The sequence below is a fragment of the Corynebacterium sp. MSK039 genome (assembly GCF_030232315.1).
GTDB lineage: Bacteria > Actinomycetota > Actinomycetes > Mycobacteriales > Mycobacteriaceae > Corynebacterium.
This window is the reverse complement of record NZ_JASPJL010000005.1, coordinates 110,735-131,952: the sequence shown is the minus strand read 5'-3', so window position 1 is coordinate 131,952 and position 21,218 is coordinate 110,735. Positions and strand designations below refer to the sequence as shown.

Here is a 21,218-nt window from a genome sequence, read left to right as displayed (position 1 = left end):
CCAGGCCACCGAACACGAGGGGGAACAATGCCAGAGACCACCATGCTCGCACCCGGGATCGAGCAGATCCTCGGCCGCATCGGAGACACCGTATCCAGCACAGCGAACCAGACCGCCGAGGATGTCGAGCAGGCTCTCGCCGAACGCGCCCGGGTGGGGTTCACCAACCACGCAGAACTCACGGACCAGGTGGAGGCCAGCCTGCGCGGGCTTCCCTCCCCCGACCCTGGTGCCCCATCCGGTGAGCCACGCGAAGCAGGAAACAGCAAGACCGAGCTGGACTACGGCGACGTCCTGAACCTCGACCCCATCGCCCTAGAGCACGTCCTCATGGCCAGCGAGAAGCTCCACGCGCAGACCTCCGAGCAGGCCGAAAGGCTCAGCCCAGGGCTGATTCCCGGTCCCGGGCCACGCATGGGTGCAGCCGCGGAGCACGCCAACGCCGCCATCCCCACCGCCCTGCGTTCCCAGCTAGATCAGTGGCAGCGGATGAGTGCCGATATCTCGTCATTTAAGGACGCCAACACCGCGGCCGACTCGGTGGCTGCACGGTGCCTGGCTCCCACCGGTGGAGGTGAGTCGCGATGAACGGAGTGACGGTTCCCGCGGTGGAGCACGCGGCCACCGGCGAGATCCTTGAGCAGGCGCGCACCTGGTCGGATGCCGGCAATCACATCTCCGAACTCGCCGCGCAGTGCCGGGGCCTGGGGATGACCGACCCGGAGGTGTGGCAGGGCGCGGCGGCGGACGCGGCGCACCACCGGCTGAGCACCGCGCTCACGCAGGCGGACTCCACGGGCTGGGCAGCCGGACTGTGCGGCACCTCAACCAGCGGCTATGCCCGGACACTGCAGGTCGCCCAAAACATCCTCAAAGCCCTGCGCTGGGTTGAGCCCATGATCCACATCGACAGTGCAGGCGTGGCACACACGGCGGTTCCCGCACTTCAGCCCCTGACCGGCGTGCTCACCGGTATCGCGCAATCCGCGCTCACGCTGGTGCGGGCTGTCGATTCGGCGACCGGTACCGCCGTCGACGCGCTGGCTTCCCACGCCCGCCCGGTCCCCGTGGTCGGCTGGGGTGGGGCCGAACCAGGTGGGGCGGCCGTGATGCCCGCCCAGAGCATCAACCTGCCCTACGGCACCGCGACCGTGGTCGGAGATGTCGCCAGCGCAGACCGGGTCATCACCCTCGTCGGCGGGGTGGGGTCCCGCGAGGACGCCGCCAAAGCCAAGCAGGTGCGCTTCGCCCAGCAACTCGCCGGGGAGAAGGTCGCGGTGGTGTCCTGGAACGGCTACCACGCCCCCAGCAACCTGATCAGCGGTGCCAGTGGAGAGCTCGCCACGACGGGTGGCGCCCGGCTTCGGGCCTTCCAGGACAGCCTGCGCCGGATCAACCCCGACGCCACGCTGCATGTCAGTGGTTATAGCTACGGCTCCGTCGTCGTCGGTCAGGGCGCGGCCGACGGCCGCCTCGACGCCGACCGCGTCACCTTCCTCGGCAGCCCCGGCGTCCCCGTCAACCACGCCAGCGAGCTGCGGATCAACCCCGGCGCGCGGGTCGAGGCCTACACCGAACCCGGCGACCTCATCGAAAACATCAGCTCCGCCGCCACTGTAGGGAAACTGGCGTCCGACCCCGCCGCCGTCCTCCCGAAGAACCATGGCATCCACGGCGTCGACCCCACCTCCCCGCTTTTCGGAGCCGATGCCCTCCTGAACCCGGGCGGCAACGACGAGCGTGCTGGCATTTCTCAGCTCCTGGAATACGGGATCGACCGAGTCGACGACGCGCGGCTCGCCGCTGGTGGAGAGACGGGCTCCCACAGCGCTTATTACAACGATCCGGCGGTGGTGGCAGCCCTCCGCGAATAGGCTTCTCACCAGGGAATACCCCCTTTTCGGTTTTATTCGCGTCGGTGCTTTCTTCGCTGTAGCCTACGAAAGATGAAGACTAACGCTCAGCCGTCCACCCCGGAGGTCTTGGTCGCCGACGACCCGCGCACCGTCCGGCTTGGCACCCTTGTCAGTTTGATCGTTGGCAGCGCTGTGGGCGCCGGCATCTTCGCCATGCCGCAGAACATCGCACTGGTGGCCTCCCCAGGCGCGGCAATGATCGGCTGGATCATCACCGGCATCGGCATGCTGTGTGTGGCCTATGTCTTCCAGGCTCTCGCGCAGCGCAAGCCGCACCTCGACTCGGGCGTGTACAGCTACGTGCGCGCCGGGCTGGGCGATTTTATTGGTTTCGCCTCGGCCTGGGGTTATTGGCTGGGCACGATCATCGCGCAGGTGGGTTACGCCACCCTGTTCTTCAGTTCGCTGGGCTTCTTCTTCCCGATCTTCAGTGGCGATCACCCCCTGGTTCAGTCTCTCGCGGTCTCCGCGCTGACCTGGATGATCTTCCTGGTGCTCTCGCGTGGCGTGCGCCAGGCAGCGATCATGAACGTGGTCGCCACGGTCGCGAAGATCCTGCCGATCATCGCCTTCCTCGTACTGGTGGCCTTCGTGGGCTTCAAGCCGGAGGTCCTCACTGCGGACTTCTGGGGCCAGGCCGCCACCTTCGGTGAGGACGGCAACCAGGTCAGCAGCCTGGCCGACCAGGTCAAGGGCATGATGCTCTTCACCGTCTGGGCGTTCATCGGTGTGGAGGGTGCGTCCACCTATTCCAAGCGGGCGCGCCATCGCAAGGACGTCTCCCTGGCCACCCTGCTGGGCTTCCTCGTTGTCTTCCTGCTGTTGGTGCTCGTCAGCTTCCTGTCCTTCGGTGTGGCCAGCCGCGAGGAGCTCGCCGCGATGGGTGATAACTCGATGGCAGAGGTCCTGGAGCTCGTCGTCGGACCGTGGGGCGCGGGCCTGATCTCCATCGGCCTGTGCATCAGTGTGCTGGGAGCCTATGTATCCTGGCAGATGCTGTGCGCCGAGCCCATCATGCTGATGGCCCAGGACGGCCTGCTGCCGAAGTTCGTTGGTAAGACGAACCCGAAGGGCGCCCCGGTTACCGCCCAGCTGTTCTCCGCGGTGATTATCCAGGTGTTCATCGTGATCTTCTACCTCAACGAGTCCACGTACTCCACGATGGTGCAGCTGGCGACCTCGCTCTACCTGCTGCCTTACGTCTTCAGCTCGCTGTACCTGCTGTTCCTGGCCACCCGCGGCGCGGGCATCGCCCACCCAGATGCCGGTCGCCTGTTCAACCTCTCCGGCCCGGAGATCCCGAAGTCCACCAACCGGGTTCACCTGCTGCTCGGCGGGGTGGCATTCATCTACTCGCTGTGGCTGCTCTACGCCGCCGACCTGCGCTTCGTGCTGCTGGGAACGCTGCTGGTGATGCCGGGCATGATCATCTACATCTTCACCCGGATTTCCGCGAACGAGCGGATCTTCAATGCCTTCGAATGGCTGATCGCTGCTATTGTGACTGTTTCTTCTATCGCGGGGCTCTGGCTCATCCTCACCGGAGAGATCGCGCTCTAAACCGCCAATAATGAACTTCAGGCCCGCTGCCCCAAGGTAGGGAGCGGGCCTGAAACGTCTCACCGGCAGACTGGCTAGCCATACTGCTAGCGCTTACGCCGCTGCTCCCACAGCACCACTGCGGTGGAGCGCGGCACGTGCACGATCTCGCCGCGGCTGCGGCCCCGCGATTCGCCTCGGGCATTGGCCAGCTGCTGGCGCAGCACCGCGTTTTCCTGCTGTGCAGCCTGCAGCCGTTCCTCCAGCTCGATGATGCGCTGGATGCCCGCGAGGTTCACGCCCTCCTCGTGGGAGAGTCGCTGGATCTCCAGCAGCTGGGCGATATCGTCCCGGGAGTAGCGCCGCCCGCCGCCGCGGGTGCGCTGTGGGGTGACCAACCCCATGCGGTCGTAGGTGCGCAGGGTTTGGGCGTGCATGCCGGTGATCTCGGCGGCCACAGAGATCACGAAGACCTCCTGCTCCTGCTCCTCCCCCTTCCCGTGGGTCCCGGCCGTGCCGGCCTCCGGCCCGGCCTGCTCGTTCGGGCCCTGCTTTTTGCTTGCCTCAGACATTGGCTTTCACCTCCACTTCCTGGCTCTTAGTCCCGACCGGCCCAGTTGGCACGAGGGTCGAAGCCGGAGCGCTTCTCCTCCTCGGCGTAGCTGCGCAGGGCGCTCATCGCGCCTTCGTCGAGCTTGCTCGGGATCTCGACCTTCACGGTGACCAGCAGGTCGCCGCTGTTGCCGTTGCGTTTGTGGACGCCGCGTCCCCGCACCCGGAGGGTCGTGCCGTCCGCGGTGCCTTGTGGGATGCGCACGCGCACCTTCGAGTCCAGGGTCGGGACGGTGACCGCCCCACCGAGGACGAGTTCGGTGTAGCTGACCGGGACGGTGAGCTGCAGGTCGTCGCCGCTTCGGGTGAAGACCTTGTCCGGCTTGACGTGGACGGTGACGAAGAGGTCGCCGGAGGGCTTGCCACGTTCGCCCGCGGCGCCCTGCCCTGCCAGGCGGACCTTCTGTCCGTCGACTACGCCGGCCGGGACGCGGACGGTGATGGTGCGGGGGCGGTGCTGCTGGCCGGTGCCGGAGCAGTCCGGGCACGGGTCCTCGATGCGGGTGCCGGTGCCGGAGCAGTCCGGGCAGGGGCGGGAGAAGCCGAAGGCGCCCCGGTCCTCGGAGACGAGCCCGTTACCGCTGCAGGTCCCGCAGGTGCGCGGGCTGGTGCCGGGCTTCGCGCCGGAGCCGTGGCAGTTGGTACAGGGGGCCGCGCTGGTGAGCCGGATGGGCACGGTCACGCCCTTGGTGGCTTCGCGGAATTCGAGGGTGATCTCGGTTTCTACATCCGCGCCCCGGCTGCGCTTGCGTTGGCGCCGCCCGCCACCGCCGCCGAAGCCGCTAAAGCCGCCGCCTCCGCTGTTTGCGCCGCCGAAGACGTCGCCGAAGATGTCCGAGATGTTGAATTCCTCGCCCATCCCGGTGCCACCGCTAAAGCCGCTGAATCGGCCGCCGCCACCGCCGCCGAAGCCGCTAAAGCCACCTGGGGCACCACTAAAGCTGCCGCCCATGCCGCCGGAGGCGACCATGGACTTCAGCTCGTCGTATTCCTTGCGCTTCTCCTTGTCACCCACGACGGAGTAGGCCTCGGAAGCAGCCTTAAAGCGGTTCTCAGCCGCGGTGTCGCCGGGGTGTTTATCCGGGTGATTGTCCCGCGCGATCTTGCGGTAGGCCTTTTTAATCTCCTCAGCGCTGGCGCTTTCGCTCACGCCGAGATCCTTGTAATAATCCTTGTCTATCCATTCGCGGTTCATTGTCTTCTACCTTCGCTCTAATCTGCTGTTTCTAAACTTTTGCGTTTTTTGCGCGGTACCGTTCGGCGCTGCTCAGGGCACGCCCCAACACTCAACCTTGAGTCTACCGCGCTGAACTTTGCGCTTCCATTCGACCTCAACGATTCTGCGGGCAAAGTATTCCTTCTTCTGGGGTTTTCCGCCCGAACGGTTAGGCTGGGGGATATGACCTCTCGGAAGCCCAATTGGTTTGAACGGCTCTTCGGCCAGCCCGCCGCCACCAGCGGTGCGGAAAGCGCCCCGGTTCAGCAGCCCGAAGCTGCCGCTTTTCCGGACGCCGCGAACTTGAATGGCGAGGCGGACGGCTCCCCCGCGGCCCCGCAGGACGTCACCCCGCAGGCCCCCACCGAGGTCCCGGTTTCCCAGATGCGTGATGCGGATTTTTATGCCGCGATGCGCGTGCGCCTGGCGCCGGTCAAGAAGGAGCTGGGCGTGGCGCCGAAGGGATCCTTCCAGTTCGATAAGGACTCCCCCGTCCGCCCCTACGCCGATGACCTCATCGTGCGCCTCTGCCTGGACCGCCCCGGCGGGATTCGAGCGCTCACGGAGCGCGACCTCGACGACCGCGGCCTGGTGGAGCACCTCTACCGGATGGGATACCGCAACTTGTGGCAGGACCTCATCGAGTCCGACCTGCATTTCCGGGAAGTGCGCTCGGATTCGGGCGTTCTGCCCCATGACGGCGAGCAGGACCCGGAGATGGTGTGGTCCATCGAGTCCAGCTCCTACTACGCCGGTTCCGCCCCTCTGTTCTTGGAGGAGCTTTTCGGCCGTCATCGCCCCGATGTGGACCTGAGCTCGGGCATCATTTTCGCCAGCCCGCACCGCCACCTGACCCTGGCGCGTGAGGTCACCAATGGCAATGACCTCATGGGCTCGATCGGACTGATGGCAACGATGGCTGCGGAGCAATACAGCTCGCAGCCAGGCCAGATCAGCCCACGGCTGCACCTGCTGCACATGGGTGAGGTCACCACGTTCACGGACGTCGTATGGGGCGATAAGGATCGCCAGGTGGAGATCCAGGTCAAGCCCACCCCGTACCTGATGGGACGCATCAGCGATGGCCTGGACGGCGACGGCGGTTTCGGGTTCGGCGGACCGGATGGACCGGGCGACCCAGGCCCAGGCGGGCCAGGCCTCTAGTCCCTTCCTCCAGGCCGGCCGGTGGTGCCCAGAAAACTAAGCGCCCCGCGCACAGCCCCGCACCCGCCCCTACCTCGTGGCAGCACGAAACCCCAGCACCGGGCGGTGCTGGGGTTTCCTATGCGTTTCAAGCGATCACGCCGCGGCCCCAGGGTTAAGCCCCAGAGCCAGCTCCCGGATCAACCGGCGCGCCGGCCGGCCCGGTTCGGCGCTACTTTACGCCGCTACTGCGGATCTGCGATGACGACCATCGCGTGGCGGAGCACGCGCTCCCCCATGCGGTAGCCCTTGCGGAGCACGGTGCCGACCGCCTTCTCGTCGCCGGAAGACATGTCTTGCACGGCCTCGTGAAGCTCCGGGTCGAAGGCATCGCCCTCGGCGCCGAAGACCTCAACCTTGGCCCCGCGCAGAACCGTGTTCAGCTTGTCGGACATTGCCTTGAGCGGCCCGGTCAGGTCGCCGTGCTCGGCTGCCAGATCCAGGTCGTCCAGGATCGGCAGGAGGTCCGTGGCCAGGCCGGCTTTGGCCGCCTCCACCGCTGCCTCCCGGTCGCGCTCAGCGCGACGACGGTAGTTGGCATACTCGGCGGTAACCCGCTTCAGGTCCTCGGTGCGCTCGGCCAGCTCGGCCTCAGCCGGGCTAACCGCGGCCTCCGGATCCACCGAAGGGTCGACCGTGTCGTCGCCGTCGGCCAGGTCGGTCGCAGCGTCGTCGGCTGCTGCCTCGGCGGCGTCGCGCTGGGCGTCCTCCTGGGCCTTCACGGCCGCGTCGGGGGACTCGCCCGGCGCCTCGCCGGCATTGTCGACGGCCGCATCCGCCTCTGGGTCAGTGACCGCCGGATCACCTGGGTTATCCGGCATCTCGCCGGAGGTGTGTGCGTTCGTCATTACTTCTTCTCATCCTCGCTGTCGTCCTCGTCGACAACCTCAGCGTCGACGACGTTCGGATCCTCGGAGCCTGCATCCTCAGCGTCGCCTGCCTCGCCGGCCTGGGCTGCCTCGGACTCGTAGATGGCCTTACCCATCTCCTGGGACTCCGCGGAGAGCTTCTCCATGGCGTCCTTGATGGCCTCGATGTCCTCACCCTTCAGGGCCTCGTCGACAGCCTTGGCTGCCTCCTCGACCTTGTTCTGGATGTCCTCGGAGACCTTGTCCTTGTTGTCCTCGACGAACTTGCGGGTCTGGTAGACGGTGGACTCTGCGGAGTTGCGGACCTCCTGCTCCTCGCGGCGCTTCTTGTCCTCCTCAGCGTGAGCCTCGGCGTCCTTGATCATCTGGTCGATCTCGTCCTGGGAGAGGCCGGAGCCATCCTGGATCTTGATCGTGTTCTCCTTGCCGGTGCCCTTGTCCTTCGCGGTGACGTGCACGATGCCGTTGGCGTCGATGTCGAAAGTCACCTCGATCTGCGGGACACCACGCGGTGCCGGAGCGATTCCGCCGAGCTCGAAGGAGCCGAGCAGCTTGTTGTGCTGCGCCATCTCGCGCTCGCCCTGGAAGACCTGGATCTGCACGGAAGGCTGGTTGTCCTCAGCCGTGGTGAAGGTCTCGGAACGCTTCGTCGGGATGGTGGTGTTGCGCTCGATGAGCTTGGTCATCACGCCACCCTTGGTCTCGATGCCGAGGGACAGCGGGGTGACGTCGAGCAGGAGGACGCCCTTCACCTCGCCGCGCAGAACACCGGCCTGCAGGGCCGCGCCGACAGCGACGACCTCGTCCGGGTTCACGCCCTTGTTCGGCTCCTTGCCGCCGGTCAGCTCCTTGACCAGGTCGGTCACGGCTGGCATGCGGGTGGAACCACCGACCAGGACGACGTGCTCGATCTCGTTGATATCGACGTCGGCGTCCTTGAGGACGGCCTGGAAAGGCTTCTTGGTGCGGTCCAGCAGATCCTGGGTGATGCGCTGGAACTCGGTGCGGGTCAGCGTCTCGTCCAGGAACAGCGGGTTCTTGTCGCCGTCGACGGTGATGTACGGCAGGTTGATGCTTGCCTGCTGGGAGCTGGAGAGCTCGATCTTCGCCTTCTCAGCGGCCTCGCGGAGGCGCTGCAGGGCCATCTTGTCCTTGGTCAGGTCGATGCCGTTGGCGGACTTGAACTTCTCGACCAACCAGTCGACGATCGCCTGGTCCCAGTCGTCACCGCCGAGCTTGTTGTCACCGGAGGTTGCACGGACCTCGACGACACCGTCGCCGATCTCCAGGAGGGAGACGTCGAAGGTACCGCCACCGAGGTCGAAGACCAGGATGGTCTGCTCCTTGTCGCCCTTCTCCAGGCCGTATGCCAGTGCTGCGGCTGTCGGCTCGTTGACGATGCGCAGGACGTTCAGGCCTGCGATCTGGCCGGCATCCTTGGTTGCCTGGCGCTGGGAGTCGTTGAAGTAAGCCGGCACGGTGATGACCGCGTCGGTGACGTCCTCGCCCAGGTAGGACTCAGCGTCGCGCTTCAGCTTCATCAGCGTGCGTGCGGAGATCTCCTGTGCGGTGTACTTCTTGTCGTCGACTTCGACGTTCCAGCTGTCGTCGCCGATGTGGCGCTTGACGGAGCTGATGGTGCGATCCACGTTGGTGACCGCCTGGTTCTTAGCGGACTGACCGACCAGAACCTCGCCGTTCTTAGCGAAAGCTACGACGGAAGGCGTGGTGCGTGCGCCCTCGGAGTTGGCGATAACGGTTGCCTCGCCGCCCTCGAGCACCGACACCACAGAGTTCGTGGTTCCCAGGTCAATACCTACTGCGCGTCCCATTGTCTTTTCTCCTTTTTGTTGTGGGTTTTATGTACTGGCCCTTGCGAGCCTCTCACTAAGCCTTAGCGCCCTAGACTCAAGTTTTATTCCCAGCATCCAGAAAATCTTTAAAATTTGCTTGAAAGCTAGCGATTTTCACTTGCTCTAGGCCCTTCGGCGGTGCTGGAGGCTCCGCATGAGTGCCAGCGCCTCAACTTCTGTAACCCAGTATCCAGAGATTTCATTCCTGGTCAAGCCAAATTGAGTGCAATGCGCTCAGCTTCCACGATTTCCGCAGGGCAGACTAGGCTAAACAGCCATGAGCCTGTCGATGCACATCGCCGCACTCTTTCCAGACCCGCGCGTTCAGCGCGCCAAAAAGCAAACCGGCATTGCCCGGAAGACCGCCATCGTGCCGGACCCGCCCCACGAGGTGCGCCAGCACTATGCCGTTTTCGAGCACTGGCACTCAGGCTTTCCCATTTACTCCATCACCCAGATGGTTTTCGGCGATTCCCAGTCCGCCGAGGCACAGGAGTACGACCCGAACGCGCCGGCCCTCGACGAACTCACACCCCAACAGACCGCTAAGCGCGCGGTCCTTTACATTCCGGGCGGCGACTTCTCCGACTACATGCCGACCGCCGCCTGGCGCTTCGTCACTGACCTGGTGGACGCAGGCCTGCGCGTCGACATCCCCCTTTCTGGCCGACTCCCGGACTACACCGCCCGGGAAGCCGTCCCCTTGGTGCGCCGGGCCTATCAGGACCTCCTGAAGGAGCACGGGGCGGAGAACATCACGGTCATCGCCGATGGTTCCGGTGCCGCACTTGCCCTGGGCAGCCTGCTGGCATTCCTACCGGACGCCAGCCCCGCCAACGTCATCCTCGTCGACCCCTGGTACGACCTCGTGGCCAGCGGCTGGCAGCAGGAACACACGGGAAGGGTGGCGTCCTACCTCAAGGAGGTCTCCCATCGCTGGGCCGGCGGCCAGCTGAATAACGTGAAGGTCAACCCCGGCGTCATGGGGCGCCAGGAGTGGCGCCAGTGGGCAGGCTCCGCCTTCCACGTCTTCGTCGGCGGACACAGCCAGCCGATGCGGGACGCACGCCGACTCGAGAAGGATCTGAAGAACGCGGACGTGGCGGTGGAAGTCACACGCGTCGAAGGAACCGTCTACATGTACCACTTACACCGGACAAGCGAGGGGCGTCGCGACCGACGCCAGATGGTCCGCATCGCGCAGGGGCAGAAGAACTAAACCGCAACTCCAACGGCCCTGTGTCCCGCATCACTAGTGGTAGAGCGCCGATTCGTGAGTTAGGACACAATTTACGCAACATTTCTATTGCTTATTTCGCCACCCGAGCGGCGCCGAAAAAGTGTATATACCTGCGGTTAAGCTGCTAACGTACGCATGAAGTAACGGAATTATAGGTATCCAGCTCATCCGAGACTGGCTTATAAAGGAGTACTCCATGTACCTGCTTGCAGCAGGGCAGGCGACAAGCACTGACATTCCGTGGAATGTCACGGTCCCCTTGGGGATCATTGGCGCGCTGCTCTCCATCCCAGCCTGGATTTTCTTCATCCGCGGTGCCCTGCAGATCTTCAAGACGATCCGCCTGGGCCAGCCGGCGCTGAAGCGCACGGATAACCCCGGCGCCCGCCTCGGCAACCTGATCAAGGAAATCCTGGGTCACACGAAGATGGCCAAGAAACCGGGGGTCGCGATCGCCCACTGGTTCGTCATGGTGGGCTTCCTCCTGGGCGCCCTGGTCTGGTTCGAGGCCTACATTCAGACCTTCAACCCGGAGGGCGGCTGGCCGATCATCGGCAACTGGGCCGTCTACCACTTCGTTGACGAGATCCTGGGTATCGGCACCACGCTGGGCATCATCGCCCTGATCATCATCCGCCAGAACATCGGTGATAAGGAGCGCAAGGCCCGCTTCTACGGCTCCAATGCCAAGGCCGCGTACTTCGTCGAGATCGTGGTCCTGCTTGAGGGCCTGGGCATGATGTTCGTGAAGGCCGGCAAGATCGCCACCTTCGCCAGCTACGAGGGCGGCCACGCCGCCACCGACTTCCTGACGATGCAGATCGCGAAGATCCTGCCGGAGTCCCCGCTGATGGTCTCCATCTTCGCGCTGATCAAGCTGCTCTCGGGCATGGTCTGGCTGTTCATCGTGGGTCAGAACATCACCTGGGGTGTCGCATGGCACCGCTTCATGGCGTTCTTCAACATCTTCCTGAAGCGCAACTCCGACGGCCGTAACGCGCTCGGCGCGGCGAAGCCGATGACCTCCCAGGGTCGCATCCTGACCATGGAAAACGCCGATCCGGACACGGATAACATCGGCGCCGGCTCCATCGAGGACTTCACCTGGAAGGGCTGGATGGACTTCACCTCCTGTACCGAGTGTGGCCGCTGCCAGGAGCAGTGCCCGGCCTGGAACACGGAGAAGCCGCTGAGCCCGAAGAAGCTCATCATGGACCTGCGCGACCACGCGGTCGCTTCCGCCCCGTATCTGCTGGAGAAGGCCTCCGCGCCTACCGGTGGTGGCCTGTTCACCGGGGACGCCACCGAGGTGGACCCGGCAACCGAGGCGCACTCCGACATGCCTCTGCTGCAGCTGGTCGCTGAGGGCGAGATGGGCGTTATCGACCCGGACGTCCTGTGGTCCTGCACCAACTGTGGTGCCTGTGTCGAGCAGTGCCCGGTGGACATCGAGCACATCGACCACATCGTCGACATGCGCCGCTACAAGGTGCTGGCCGAGTCCGAGTTCCCGACCGAGCTGGGTGGCCTGTTCAAGAACATGGAGACCAAGGGCAACCCTTGGGGCCAGAACAACAGCCAGCGTTCCGACTGGATCGAGAAGGCAAAGGCCGACGGCATCGAGGTGCCGGTCTTCGGCGAGGACATCGAGAACTTCGACGACACCGAGTACCTGTTCTGGGTCGGTTGCGCCGGTGTCTACGACGACAACGCCACCAAGACGACCCGCGCGGTCGCGGAGCTGCTGTACACCGCTGGTGTGAAGTTCGCCGTCCTGGGTGAGAACGAGGGCTGCACGGGTGACTCCGCCCGCCGCGCCGGTAACGAATTCCTCTTCCAGATGCTGGCTGAGCAGAACATCGAGATCCTGGACAACGCCTTCGAGGGCGTGCCGCCGAAGCAGCGCAAGATCGTTGTTACCTGTGCTCACTGCTTCAACTCCCTGCGTAACGAGTACCCAGAGATGGGCGGTAACTACGAGGTCATCCACCACACCCAGCTGCTGAACAAGCTGGTCCAGAAGGGCTACCTGGAGCCGGTGAACACGCCGAACTCCAGCCGTACCGTGACCTACCACGACCCGTGCTTCCTGGGCCGTCACAACAAGGTCTTCGACGCCCCGCGTGAGCTGATCGGCGCCTCCGGTGCTGAGCTCACCGAGATGCCACGCAACCGCAACACCGGCTTCTGCTGTGGTGCTGGTGGTGCCCGCATGTGGATGGAGGAGGACCTCGGTTCCCGCATCAACCTGAACCGCACGGACGAGGCGCTGGCCACCGGCGCGGACGCCATCGCGATTGGTTGCCCGTTCTGTAAGACGATGATCAACGACGGTGTGAACAACCGTCAGGCAGACATCGAGGACAAGAGCGAGCGCACCCAGGTTCTGGACATCGCCCAGATGTTCCGCGAGTCCATCCTGGTCGACGGCGAGCTGCCGGCACCACGCTCCCCTGAGTTCCTGGCCGCCCCTGAGCGTGGCTGGGTCGACGAGGAGAAGCTGGCCCGCGAGGAGGCCGAGCGTAAGGCCGCTGAGGAAGAGAAGCGCCGCGCTGAAGAGGAGAAGAAGCGCAAGGCGGAGGCCAAGGCTGCCGAGGACAAGAAGAAGAAGGAGGCTGCCGCTGCCGCCGGTGGTGCCGCAGCAGCTGGCGCCGCGGGTGCCGCTGCCGCCGCTCCGGGCGCGCCTGGTGGCGCTCCGGCTGCTCCTTCTGCTCCAGGTGCTCCTGCTGCTCCGGCCGCACCAGGTGCCCCAGCAGCTCCTGCTGCGGGCGCCCCGGCTGCCCCAGCGGCACCAGGTGCTCCGGCGGCACCGGGTGCTCCGGCGGCGCCGTCTGCAGGCGCTCCAGCAGCTCCGGGTGCTCCAGCGGCTCCGGGTGCTTCCGCCCCGGCTGCACCGAAGGCTCCTGCTGCTCCGGGTGCTCCGGCAGCTCCAGGTGCCCCAGCGGCTCCGGGTGCTCCAGCGGCTCCTGCTGCACCGTCTGCAGGTGCGCCATCGGCCCCAGCAGCTCCTGCTGCACCGGGCGCTCCTGGTGCTCCAGGCGCACCGGGTGCTCCGGCGGCTCCGGGCGCTTCCGCCCCAGCTGCGCCAAAGGCTCCTGCCGCTCCGGGTGCTCCAGGCGCACCGGCAGCCCCGGGTGCCTCCGCTCCAGCGGCTCCGGCTGCTCCAGCAGCTCCGGCAAGCGAGGGCTCCGCTGCAGCTGAGAAGCCAGCAGCAGCACCGGCTGCGGAGAAGACCGAGTCCGGCGCTATCAAGCTGGGCAGCACCACTCCGGGCGCACCAGGAGCTCCGGGTGCACCGGCTGCGCCGGCAGCTGCCCCTGCAGCAGCTCCAGCGGCTGAACCAGCTGAGGCTCCGGCCGCACCGGCAGCCGAGCAGAGCGAGCAGGCAGAGGCTCCAGCTGGGGCTACTGCCCCGGCAGCTGAGGCACCACAGGCTGCTGCACCAGCATCGGGCGCAACCGAAGAGGGTGGCGTGATTAAGCTCGCTGCCTCCACCCCGGGCGCTCCGGGTGCACCGGGCGCTCCCGCGGCTCCTGCCGCACCGGCTGCTGCCCCGCAGGCTGCTGCGCCAGCCGCTCCAGCGGAGCCAGCAGCGCCACAGGCCCCTGCCGAAGAGCAGGCCGAGGCTCCAGCCGAGGAGGCTGGCGCTGAGGAGACCCCAGCCGAGGAAGCACCGAAGGCCGCTGAGGCTCCCGCCACTCCGGCGGCGGATAAGCCGGCCGGTGGCGCGACCACCGAGGGTGGGGTCATCAAGCTGACCCGCAACACCCCGGGCGCACCGGGCGCCCCAGGCGCTCCTAACGCCTAAGGGCCGGGCCAAGAGGCACCGCCTCTGAACTGAAGAACCGCACCTGCTTCGGTAGCAGGTGCGGTTCTTTTTATACGGCACCCCGCAGCAATCCCCTTCGATAAATAGCGCCCCATCACATTGCACGCCCCTGCCGCCGTTTCCAACCACTATCCTCGGGTTGACCTAGCCGGATACACCCGGTACGAAACTCCCATTTCGCCATCTCCACAGTGTCGGAAAATGTAATATCTACGGCGCAAGCAGGAAGCCTGAAACATGTGATCCGCAGGTAATCACATGACTATATGGAGGAGCACCATTGGAACCTTCCAACCCCTGGGCCGAAGAAAACCCATGGAAGCAACCGAGCCCGTCCCCCAATCAAGGCACCAGCTCTTGGGGTAACAACCCGCCCCCGACGCCCGGCGGATCCGACGGCCCTGAAACACCACAAGGTTCCTCGAAGAAGCCGGTCATCATTACTCTCATCGTGCTCCTCGCTCTCGCGGTCGTCGGCGGGGGTGGCTGGTACCTCAAGCAACGCAGCTCATCGGAGGAAACTTCGACGGCACAGGAAGCACCGTCCTCCACTGCATCGACGGAGGCCACCGCAACGCCCACCACCGAAACATCGGAGTCACCGACCAGCACCACAGAGGACACCACCCCGAGCAAGGGCTCCTGCGATGAAGCAATCTCTGGATCCGGAATGCGCCGCCCGACCAGCTCCTTTTGCGATGGCACATGGGCCCTCGTTGGTGACACCGGCACCGACCACACCAAGCTGTTCTATTGGACGGGCGATGCCTGGCGCACCTACGAAAACCATGGCCGCCACTCGAGCGGAGCCCTCAGCCCGTGCTACGAGCGCGACACCCTGGTTGAGGACAAGGTGCCGCCGCGGCTGGTGAACAAGATGTATCAGGGACACCTGCTGTGCGATGACACTCCATCATCTTCCAGCGACGATTCCGCCTCCGGCTCCCAGCACAACAGCGCGCTGCCCTCGGACGACCTCCCGCCGGGCGGTGACTGGCTGCCGTACCCGCCCTGCGACGGTAGCTACGCGCTGATCGTCGATTCCGTCGTGGTGCCCCCGGGCCAGGATCCAAAGCCATTGGTCCGCAAGAGCCTCGCGGCCCATCCCGGCGCAGAGGCTACTTACCCCGACCAATGCGCGGCTTTCCGTGGCCGCGTCGACGGCGCGTACGTCTACCCCGTCTACATCAAATACGGCAACGACCTGGCTGGCGTGTGTGCCGCCGAAAACCGCGGCGAGGGCAACGCCCGCAAGCTCCAGCGCGTCGCGGACTACTCCAGCCCCTGCTAGAAACCTTGTTCGCAGCCCAGCGCCCCACCGCCCCACCCAGCGGTAAAGCGCTGGACTAACGCTGCGGCCGGCCGCGCGGGGAGGTGACCGTCCGATCCCCCGGGATCCAGAAGCGCAGCGGGGCGGCCACATTCTTCGAAATCCCGATACGCGGCCCAGCGACAAACTCCGCCCGCTCCGCCGGCGGTTGCAGGTACAGCACCCCCTCCTCGGGGTCAGCCACACCCAGCGCGTCGTCGACCTGGATCACCCGCGAACCGTCGAGGTGCAGGTCGAAGCCCATAGCCTGGCCGAGGTTTCCGGGGCCGCGGGCCAGGTTCTCCTCGGCATGCTTCTCCCCGCGCCGCTGCCGCACCAGCTCCGTGCCCGCAATCACCTCACCGGCGCGCAGCAGGATTCCGCCCGCCTCGCCTTCCGGGTGGCACACCAGGTTCCCGGCGCGGTGAATCCCGTAGCTGGCGTAGACGTAGAGCCGCTGCGGTGGGCCGAACATCGTTTCGCACCGGGGCGTGGGTCCGTTGTAGGCGTGCGATGCGGGATCATTGCGCCCCACGTAGGCCTCCACCTCGGTGAGGCGTACGGCCACTTGCCCAAAACGAAGCACCCCTCCCAACAGGAGGGGTGCGGTGCGTTCGGCAGATTGATGGAAGTCGAGGCGGAAGGTCATGCCCACCACCCTAGGCGGGCGTCTTCCGGCTCGCCCCCGGTCGCTGACCTAGAGGCGCTGGCGCTTCAGGAAGTTCCAGACTTCCTGGCTGGCATCCGGCACGCGGTTCCAGGTGTGGTTCTGCGGGTTGGTGATCAGCTGCGTCTCAGCGCGGGCGCAGCGGTAGACGTGGCGCTTGCCGCCCGGGACGTTGTGGATCGCTGGCTGCGGTGCGCAACCATTGCGGGCCTTGTAGCTGTTCATCAGGCGCGGGACGCTCAGGTACGGGCGCCCGCCGTGGCGGGTGCCGCCGTGGTAGCGCATCATCGTGTCGCCGGTACCGTGCATCACGAGGATCGGGATCGGCAGGTTCTTGCAGCCGGAGTTCACCGGGTTGTAGTAAGCACCGCCCACGGACGCGACACCCGCGAAGACGTGCGGCAGGTGACACGCGACGACGGCGGTCATGCCGCCACCGTTGGAGTGACCGGTCGCGTAGATGCGGCGACGGTCAACGTTGTAGGTGCGGTCAACCTCGTCGATGATCTGGGTGACGAAGCGCAGGTCCTCGCCGCCGCGGACGGTGGCGTACGGTGCGCCCTCCCAGCCGTGGTTGATGGACTCCGGGTAAATGCGGATCGCCTCGCGGGCCGCACCCGTCTCATGCAGGCGGGAGTAACGGCGGAAGTTCTCCGGGCTATCGCGCCAGCCGTCGAAGCCGAAGATCACCGGGGTGGGGCGGCTCGGGTTGTAGTGAGTCGGGACGTGCATAATGTACCGGCGGTTGCGGCCGGTGGACTTGGTGTACACGTTGATGGATTTGCCATTGCCGATGCGCGGCGCTGGCTTCGCGTTATTCGGGCGACCCTTCGGCGCCGGTGCTGGCGCGCCCGGCAGGCTGGAGCCCGGTGGGAGGGCGTCCTGCACCCGCTGGCCGTTCGGCAGGCGGATGTCCCCGAGGTTCGGCAGCTGAACCTGCGGGAGCTGGAAGTCGGAAGACTGTGGGACGGCTGGCAGCGGTGGCAGCTGCGCCTCAGCCTTTGGTGTGGTGGGCAGTTCCCCCAGGCCCAAGCCCAGCGCCAGCAGCCCGCTGAAAGCCACGGCGGCGGCACGCTTGAACCCACGGCGATTTTTAAGGTTTTTCAGCATTCTCGCATCTTACATCAAGCAGGAAAGAAGTCACACGAGTAACACCAGTAACATTTGGAATTTTTCGCCAGCCCTCCGATAAGCGACCTACCTGCACGATTGTCGGCACTGAATCGAAGAACATAAACTTCAGTCCTAACCCCCGCCGTCCCCCCCACGTAAGAAGGCGAGCTAATGACGACCCCCGGCAACTCTGAGCGAGACGTCGCACGGTCAAGCACGCCCGCAACCGACGCGGAGATGCCCGAGGCCACGACCGACGGCGCCACCCCGGCACCGTCCAACCCCACGGAAAACACCCCTCAGGACAGCACGCAGGCCGACGTCGACGCCGACGCTGACACGAACGCCGATACCGCAGCCTCCCCCGTCGCGGGCGACTCCCCCGAGGCAACGGACGAGGATGGCACCGAGGCCGACCAGAACCCCGAGGAACTGGATGAGGACGACCGCCCCTGGCGCGAAAACCTCGCCTCGGACATGAAGTCCCCCATGGGAAAGCTCCCCACCTGGGGCTGGATGGCAATCATCCTGACCGTGGCGGTCATCGCTGCCATCACCTTCGGAATCCTCTTCATGGGCAAAGCGAAGACCACCGCGGAGGCTAACGAGTCCCCCACCGGCGCGATCACCCCGTCCCGCCCAGCGGCGACCACCACCAGCAAGTACGAGCGCGACCCGAACGCCGGCGCACCCAACGGTGGCTACGTGGACCCGGGGTATGTCGACCCCGGCTACTACGAACCCGCCCCGGAGCCGGAGGAGACCACCACGGAACCCTCCGAGGAAACCACGAGCAAAGCCCCAAGCTCGAAGCGCAAGCCCTCCTCGAACACACCAAAGCCACCAGCCCAGGGAAATAACGGCAACACCGAGCCGAAACCGAACCCCGGCACCGGCAACAACGGCGGGGACGAGGGCATCATCCCTAACCCCGGCGACGTCATCGACCGACTCACGGGCGGCGACGGCGGCACCGGCGGCGGTCACCGCGGTGGCGGGAACAACGGCGGGGCGGAAACCGGAAACGGCGGACGGAACTAGCCGAAATGCTGGCGAAACGCTTGCCACCCTGGCAAGGTTTGAAGAATGAGTAAGCCCCTACGCCCCAGCCAATTGCGCCACCTGAACCAGTCCTCGAAGCTGGCTAACGTTCTCTACGAGATCCGCGGCCCAGTCAACGCGGAGGCCGAGCGCATGGCCGCCGACGGCCACCGGATCCTCAAGCTGAACACCGGAAACCCCGCCGAGTTCGGCTTCGAGGCCCCGGATGTGATCATGCGCGACATGATCTCCGCTCTGCCGCACGCGCAGGGTTACTCCACCTCCAAGGGCATCATCTCCGCCCGCCGCGCGATCGTCGCCCGCTACGAGGTCATCCCGGGCTTCCCGGAGTTCGACGTCGAGGACGTCTTCCTGGGTAACGGTGTGTCCGAGCTGATCACGATGACGATGCAGGCCCTGCTCGACGACGGCGACGAGGTCCTCATCCCGTCCCCGGACTACCCGCTGTGGACGGCGTCGACGTCCCTGTCCGGCGGTAAGCCGGTGCACTACCTGTGCGACGAGGAGGACAACTGGAACCCCTCCATCGAGGACATCCGTTCCAAGGTCACCGAGCGCACCAAGGCCATCGTGGTGATCAACCCGAATAACCCGACCGGCGCGGTGTACTCCAAGGAGATCCTGCAGCAGATCGTGGACGTGGCCCGCGAGCACTCCCTGCTCATCCTGGCCGACGAGATCTACGACAAGATCCTTTACGACGACGCCGAGCACATCAACATCGCGAGCCTGTGCCCGGACCTGCTGTGCCTGACCTTCAACGGCCTCTCCAAGGCCTACCGGGTCGCTGGCTACCGCTCCGGTTGGCTGGTCATCACCGGCCCGAAGGGGCATGCGGAGGGCTTCCTGGAAGGCCTGACGCTGCTCGCCGGGACGCGGCTATGCCCGAATGTTCCGGCCCAGCACGCCATCCAGGTGGCGATCTCCGGCCGCCAGTCCATCGACGACCTCGTGCTGCCGGGTGGCCGCCTGCTGGAGCAGCGAAACATGGCGTGGGAGAAGCTCAACGAGATCCCTGGCGTGAGCTGCGTGAAGCCGATGGGCGCCCTGTACGCCTTCCCGAAGCTGGACCCGAATGTCCACGAGATCCACGACGACGAGAAGCTGATGTTCGACCTGCTCCGCGCGGAGAAGATCCACCTGGTGCAGGGCACGGGCTTCAACTGGCCGACCCCGGATCACTTCCGCATGGTCACGCTGCCGTGGGCCCGCGATATCAAGGACGCCATCGAGCGGCTGGGGAACTTCCTGGCCAGCTACCGCCAGTAGCAGCCGGACGCACCCCCTCCCCGGTGCGCCGTGGACTTAGGCGAGCGTGCGGCTGCGGCCGAGCGCCAGCACCCGCCAGCCGGCGTCCTCCCAGGCCTGCTGGTCCAGGCAATTGCGCCCATCGATCACGGTGGGCGCCTTCTTTTTCTTCTTCTCCCCCGGCGCTACTCCCGCCCCGGGGGCGGGACCGGCCTGCACGGCGGCCAGCGCCTCGGCCGGCTTCAACCGGCGGAACTTCGGCCACTCGGTGGCCACGATCACCAGCTCCGCGCCCTGCAGAGCCTCGGGAAGCGTGGGGGCGTGCTGCAGCTCGGGGGCCGCCAGGCGGGCGGTCTTCTTCGCCTTCGGATCGTAGATGCGCACATGCGCCCCGGCCTGGTAGAGCCGCATAGCGATGTCCACGCCCGGCGCCTCGCGCACATCATCACTGCGGGGTTTGAAGGCGGCGCCCAGCACGGTGATGCTCCGGCCGGTGACGTCCCCGCCGAAGACCTCGTGGGCCATGTGCTCCACCTTGTCGCGACGGGAGTTGTTGATCGCGTCCACCTGGCTCAGCAGGCCGCTGGCCCCGGTCGCACCGAGCTCCTCGGCGGTGGTCATGAACGCACGCACGTCCTTGGGGAGGCAACCACCGCCGAATCCGAGACCAGCGTGGAGGAAGGACTTTCCGATGCGACGGTCGGCCCCCAGGGCGGCGGCGAGCGCCGTGACGTCCCCGCCGGAGGCATCGCAGAGATCGGCGACCGCATTGATGAAACTGATCTTGGTGGCGAGGAAGGAGTTCGCGCTCGTCTTCACCAGCTCCGCCGTGGCGGGGTCCATCATCATCAGTGGCGCCCCTTCGGCCAGGGGTTCGGCATAGATCTCCCGGACGAGCTTTTCGACCTCCTCGCGGTCCTCGTCCCGCGCCCCGACGACGATGCGGTCGGGGTGCAGGGTGTCGTCCACCGCCGTGGATTCCCGGAGGAACTCGGGGTTCCACGCGACGGTGCAGCTCGCGGCCGGGGCGGGATTCTTCTTTCCCTTCGAGCCCTTCTTGCTGCCTGCCTTCTTGGCTGCTGTCTGTGCCGCCGCGCCCTGGATGAGCCGGTCCATCCGTTCCTGCAGCACCGGGGTGGTTCCGACGGGGACGGTGGACTTACCCAGCAGGACGTGATCGCCGCGTAGCAGCGGGGCCAGGGCGTCGACGACGGCGTAGATCTGGCTCAGGTCAGCACCCGCACCGCCGGCCTGTTGCGGGGTGCCGACGCAGAGGAAGTGAGTCTTCGCGAACTCGGCGGCTTCCGACGGGTCGGTGGTGAAGCGCAGTTTTCCTGCGCTGACCCCCCGTTTCAACAGTTTCTTTAATCCCGGTTCATAGAACGGGGATTTGCCAGCGTTGAGCCTTTCGACTTTCGCTGGATCGGTATCCACCCCCAGCACGTCATGGCCGAGCTCGGCCATGCACGCTGCGTGTGTTGCTCCCAAGTAGCCGGTGCCGACAACAGTCATCCGCATGCCCCACACAATACGCACGGATTC

The 21,218-nt window shown here is 65.8% G+C and carries 16 protein-coding genes; 9 read left to right on the top strand and 7 right to left on the bottom strand.

Annotated features, from left to right (window positions below):
* Positions 1 to 27 precede the first annotated feature (27 nt).
* The 3 genes from QP997_RS05625 to QP997_RS05615 all read left to right on the top strand — a co-directional run bounded on the left by QP997_RS05625 (position 28) and on the right by QP997_RS05615 (position 3,476).
* Positions 28 to 588, top strand: coding sequence for a hypothetical protein (locus tag QP997_RS05625; protein ID WP_284846499.1), 561 nt, complete (start codon positions 28 to 30; stop codon positions 586 to 588).
* Entirely contained in the window at positions 585 to 1,874 is a 1,290-nt protein-coding gene (locus QP997_RS05620; protein WP_284846498.1) for an alpha/beta hydrolase, read from the top strand. The genes QP997_RS05625 and QP997_RS05620 overlap by 4 nt, the downstream gene beginning before the upstream one ends.
* Before the next feature lie 72 nt (positions 1,875 to 1,946).
* Positions 1,947 to 3,476 carry a basic amino acid/polyamine antiporter gene (locus QP997_RS05615; RefSeq protein WP_284846497.1) on the top strand — a complete coding sequence of 510 codons (1,530 nt, stop codon included), beginning with the start codon at positions 1,947 to 1,949 and terminating at the stop codon, positions 3,474 to 3,476.
* Positions 3,477 to 3,562: 86 nt separating this feature from the next.
* Here QP997_RS05615 and QP997_RS05610 read toward each other — a convergent pair whose 3' ends face one another.
* Positions 3,563 to 4,027 carry a heat shock protein transcriptional repressor HspR gene (locus QP997_RS05610; RefSeq protein ID WP_284846496.1) on the bottom strand — a complete coding sequence of 155 codons (465 nt, stop codon included), beginning with the start codon at positions 4,025 to 4,027 and terminating at the stop codon, positions 3,563 to 3,565.
* Between the two features lie 26 nt (positions 4,028 to 4,053).
* On the bottom strand, positions 4,054 to 5,262 hold the full coding sequence (dnaJ, locus tag QP997_RS05605; RefSeq protein ID WP_284846495.1) for a molecular chaperone DnaJ: 1,209 nt from the start codon (positions 5,260 to 5,262) through the stop codon (positions 4,054 to 4,056).
* Positions 5,263 to 5,466: 204 nt separating this feature from the next.
* On the opposite strand from dnaJ, the gene QP997_RS05600 reads away from it, so the two are divergent.
* The gene (locus tag QP997_RS05600) at positions 5,467 to 6,447 is read left to right on the top strand and encodes a hypothetical protein (protein WP_284846494.1); all 981 of its coding nucleotides are present in this window, start codon (positions 5,467 to 5,469) and stop codon (positions 6,445 to 6,447) included.
* A gap of 224 nt (positions 6,448 to 6,671) precedes the next feature.
* On the opposite strand, the gene grpE is transcribed toward QP997_RS05600, so the two are convergent.
* Complete coding sequence (gene grpE, locus QP997_RS05595) at positions 6,672 to 7,334, bottom strand: nucleotide exchange factor GrpE (protein WP_284846493.1); 663 nt, start codon at positions 7,332 to 7,334, stop codon at positions 6,672 to 6,674.
* On the bottom strand, positions 7,334 to 9,187 hold the full coding sequence (dnaK, locus tag QP997_RS05590) for a molecular chaperone DnaK (RefSeq protein ID WP_284846492.1): 1,854 nt from the start codon (positions 9,185 to 9,187) through the stop codon (positions 7,334 to 7,336). Before dnaK ends, grpE begins: the two co-directional genes overlap by 1 nt.
* Before the next feature lie 298 nt (positions 9,188 to 9,485).
* On the opposite strand from dnaK, the gene QP997_RS05585 reads away from it, so the two are divergent.
* The 3 genes from QP997_RS05585 (at position 9,486) to QP997_RS05575 (ending at position 15,568) form a co-directional block, all read left to right on the top strand.
* The gene (locus QP997_RS05585) at positions 9,486 to 10,427 is read left to right on the top strand and encodes an alpha/beta hydrolase fold domain-containing protein (protein ID WP_284846491.1); all 942 of its coding nucleotides are present in this window, start codon (positions 9,486 to 9,488) and stop codon (positions 10,425 to 10,427) included.
* A 217-nt stretch (positions 10,428 to 10,644) separates the two neighbouring features.
* On the top strand, positions 10,645 to 14,256 hold the full coding sequence (locus QP997_RS05580; RefSeq protein WP_284846490.1) for a (Fe-S)-binding protein: 3,612 nt from the start codon (positions 10,645 to 10,647) through the stop codon (positions 14,254 to 14,256).
* Positions 14,257 to 14,557: 301 nt separating this feature from the next.
* Positions 14,558 to 15,568, top strand: coding sequence for a hypothetical protein (locus QP997_RS05575; protein WP_148811317.1), 1,011 nt, complete (start codon positions 14,558 to 14,560; stop codon positions 15,566 to 15,568).
* A gap of 55 nt (positions 15,569 to 15,623) precedes the next feature.
* Here QP997_RS05575 and QP997_RS05570 read toward each other — a convergent pair whose 3' ends face one another.
* Entirely contained in the window at positions 15,624 to 16,235 is a 612-nt protein-coding gene (locus tag QP997_RS05570) for a DNA-3-methyladenine glycosylase (protein ID WP_284846489.1), read from the bottom strand.
* A gap of 48 nt (positions 16,236 to 16,283) precedes the next feature.
* Complete coding sequence (locus QP997_RS05565; protein ID WP_246821177.1) at positions 16,284 to 17,363, bottom strand: CE1 family esterase; 1,080 nt, start codon at positions 17,361 to 17,363, stop codon at positions 16,284 to 16,286.
* 174 nt (positions 17,364 to 17,537) lie between these two features.
* Between QP997_RS05565 and QP997_RS05560 the strand changes: the two genes are divergently transcribed.
* Together QP997_RS05560 and QP997_RS05555 are read left to right on the top strand one after the other, a co-directional pair.
* A complete protein-coding gene (locus tag QP997_RS05560) occupies positions 17,538 to 18,407 on the top strand; it encodes a hypothetical protein (protein ID WP_284846488.1) in 870 nt (289 codons plus the stop codon).
* Between the two features lie 45 nt (positions 18,408 to 18,452).
* Positions 18,453 to 19,697: a pyridoxal phosphate-dependent aminotransferase gene (locus QP997_RS05555; protein ID WP_284781527.1), complete on the top strand. Its 1,245-nt coding sequence runs from the start codon at positions 18,453 to 18,455 to the stop codon at positions 19,695 to 19,697.
* A gap of 36 nt (positions 19,698 to 19,733) precedes the next feature.
* Here the strand turns inward: QP997_RS05555 and QP997_RS05550 are convergent, their stop codons facing one another.
* The gene (locus QP997_RS05550) at positions 19,734 to 21,188 is read right to left on the bottom strand and encodes a UDP-glucose dehydrogenase family protein (RefSeq protein WP_284846514.1); all 1,455 of its coding nucleotides are present in this window, start codon (positions 21,186 to 21,188) and stop codon (positions 19,734 to 19,736) included.
* Positions 21,189 to 21,218 lie beyond the last annotated feature (30 nt).

Bases quoted from the DNA above. Each gene is read 5' to 3' on its own strand.
- QP997_RS05610 (WP_284846496.1), bottom strand. From the start codon at position 4,027: ATGTCTGAGGCAAGCAAAAAGCAGGGCCCGAACGAGCAGGCCGGGCCG.
- QP997_RS05600 (WP_284846494.1), top strand. From the start codon at position 5,467: ATGACCTCTCGGAAGCCCAATTGGTTTGAACGGCTCTTCGGCCAGCCC.
- QP997_RS05555 (WP_284781527.1), top strand. From the start codon at position 18,453: ATGAGTAAGCCCCTACGCCCCAGCCAATTGCGCCACCTGAACCAGTCC.
- QP997_RS05585 (WP_284846491.1), top strand. From the start codon at position 9,486: ATGAGCCTGTCGATGCACATCGCCGCACTCTTTCCAGACCCGCGCGTT.
- grpE (WP_284846493.1), bottom strand. From the start codon at position 7,334: ATGACGAACGCACACACCTCCGGCGAGATGCCGGATAACCCAGGTGAT.
- QP997_RS05565 (WP_246821177.1), bottom strand. From the start codon at position 17,363: ATGCTGAAAAACCTTAAAAATCGCCGTGGGTTCAAGCGTGCCGCCGCC.
- dnaK (WP_284846492.1), bottom strand. From the start codon at position 9,187: ATGGGACGCGCAGTAGGTATTGACCTGGGAACCACGAACTCTGTGGTG.
- QP997_RS05625 (WP_284846499.1), top strand. From the start codon at position 28: ATGCCAGAGACCACCATGCTCGCACCCGGGATCGAGCAGATCCTCGGC.
- QP997_RS05620 (WP_284846498.1), top strand. From the start codon at position 585: ATGAACGGAGTGACGGTTCCCGCGGTGGAGCACGCGGCCACCGGCGAG.
- QP997_RS05570 (WP_284846489.1), bottom strand. From the start codon at position 16,235: ATGACCTTCCGCCTCGACTTCCATCAATCTGCCGAACGCACCGCACCC.
- QP997_RS05615 (WP_284846497.1), top strand. From the start codon at position 1,947: ATGAAGACTAACGCTCAGCCGTCCACCCCGGAGGTCTTGGTCGCCGAC.
- QP997_RS05560 (WP_284846488.1), top strand. From the start codon at position 17,538: ATGACGACCCCCGGCAACTCTGAGCGAGACGTCGCACGGTCAAGCACG.
- QP997_RS05580 (WP_284846490.1), top strand. From the start codon at position 10,645: ATGTACCTGCTTGCAGCAGGGCAGGCGACAAGCACTGACATTCCGTGG.
- dnaJ (WP_284846495.1), bottom strand. From the start codon at position 5,262: ATGAACCGCGAATGGATAGACAAGGATTATTACAAGGATCTCGGCGTG.
- QP997_RS05550 (WP_284846514.1), bottom strand. From the start codon at position 21,188: ATGACTGTTGTCGGCACCGGCTACTTGGGAGCAACACACGCAGCGTGC.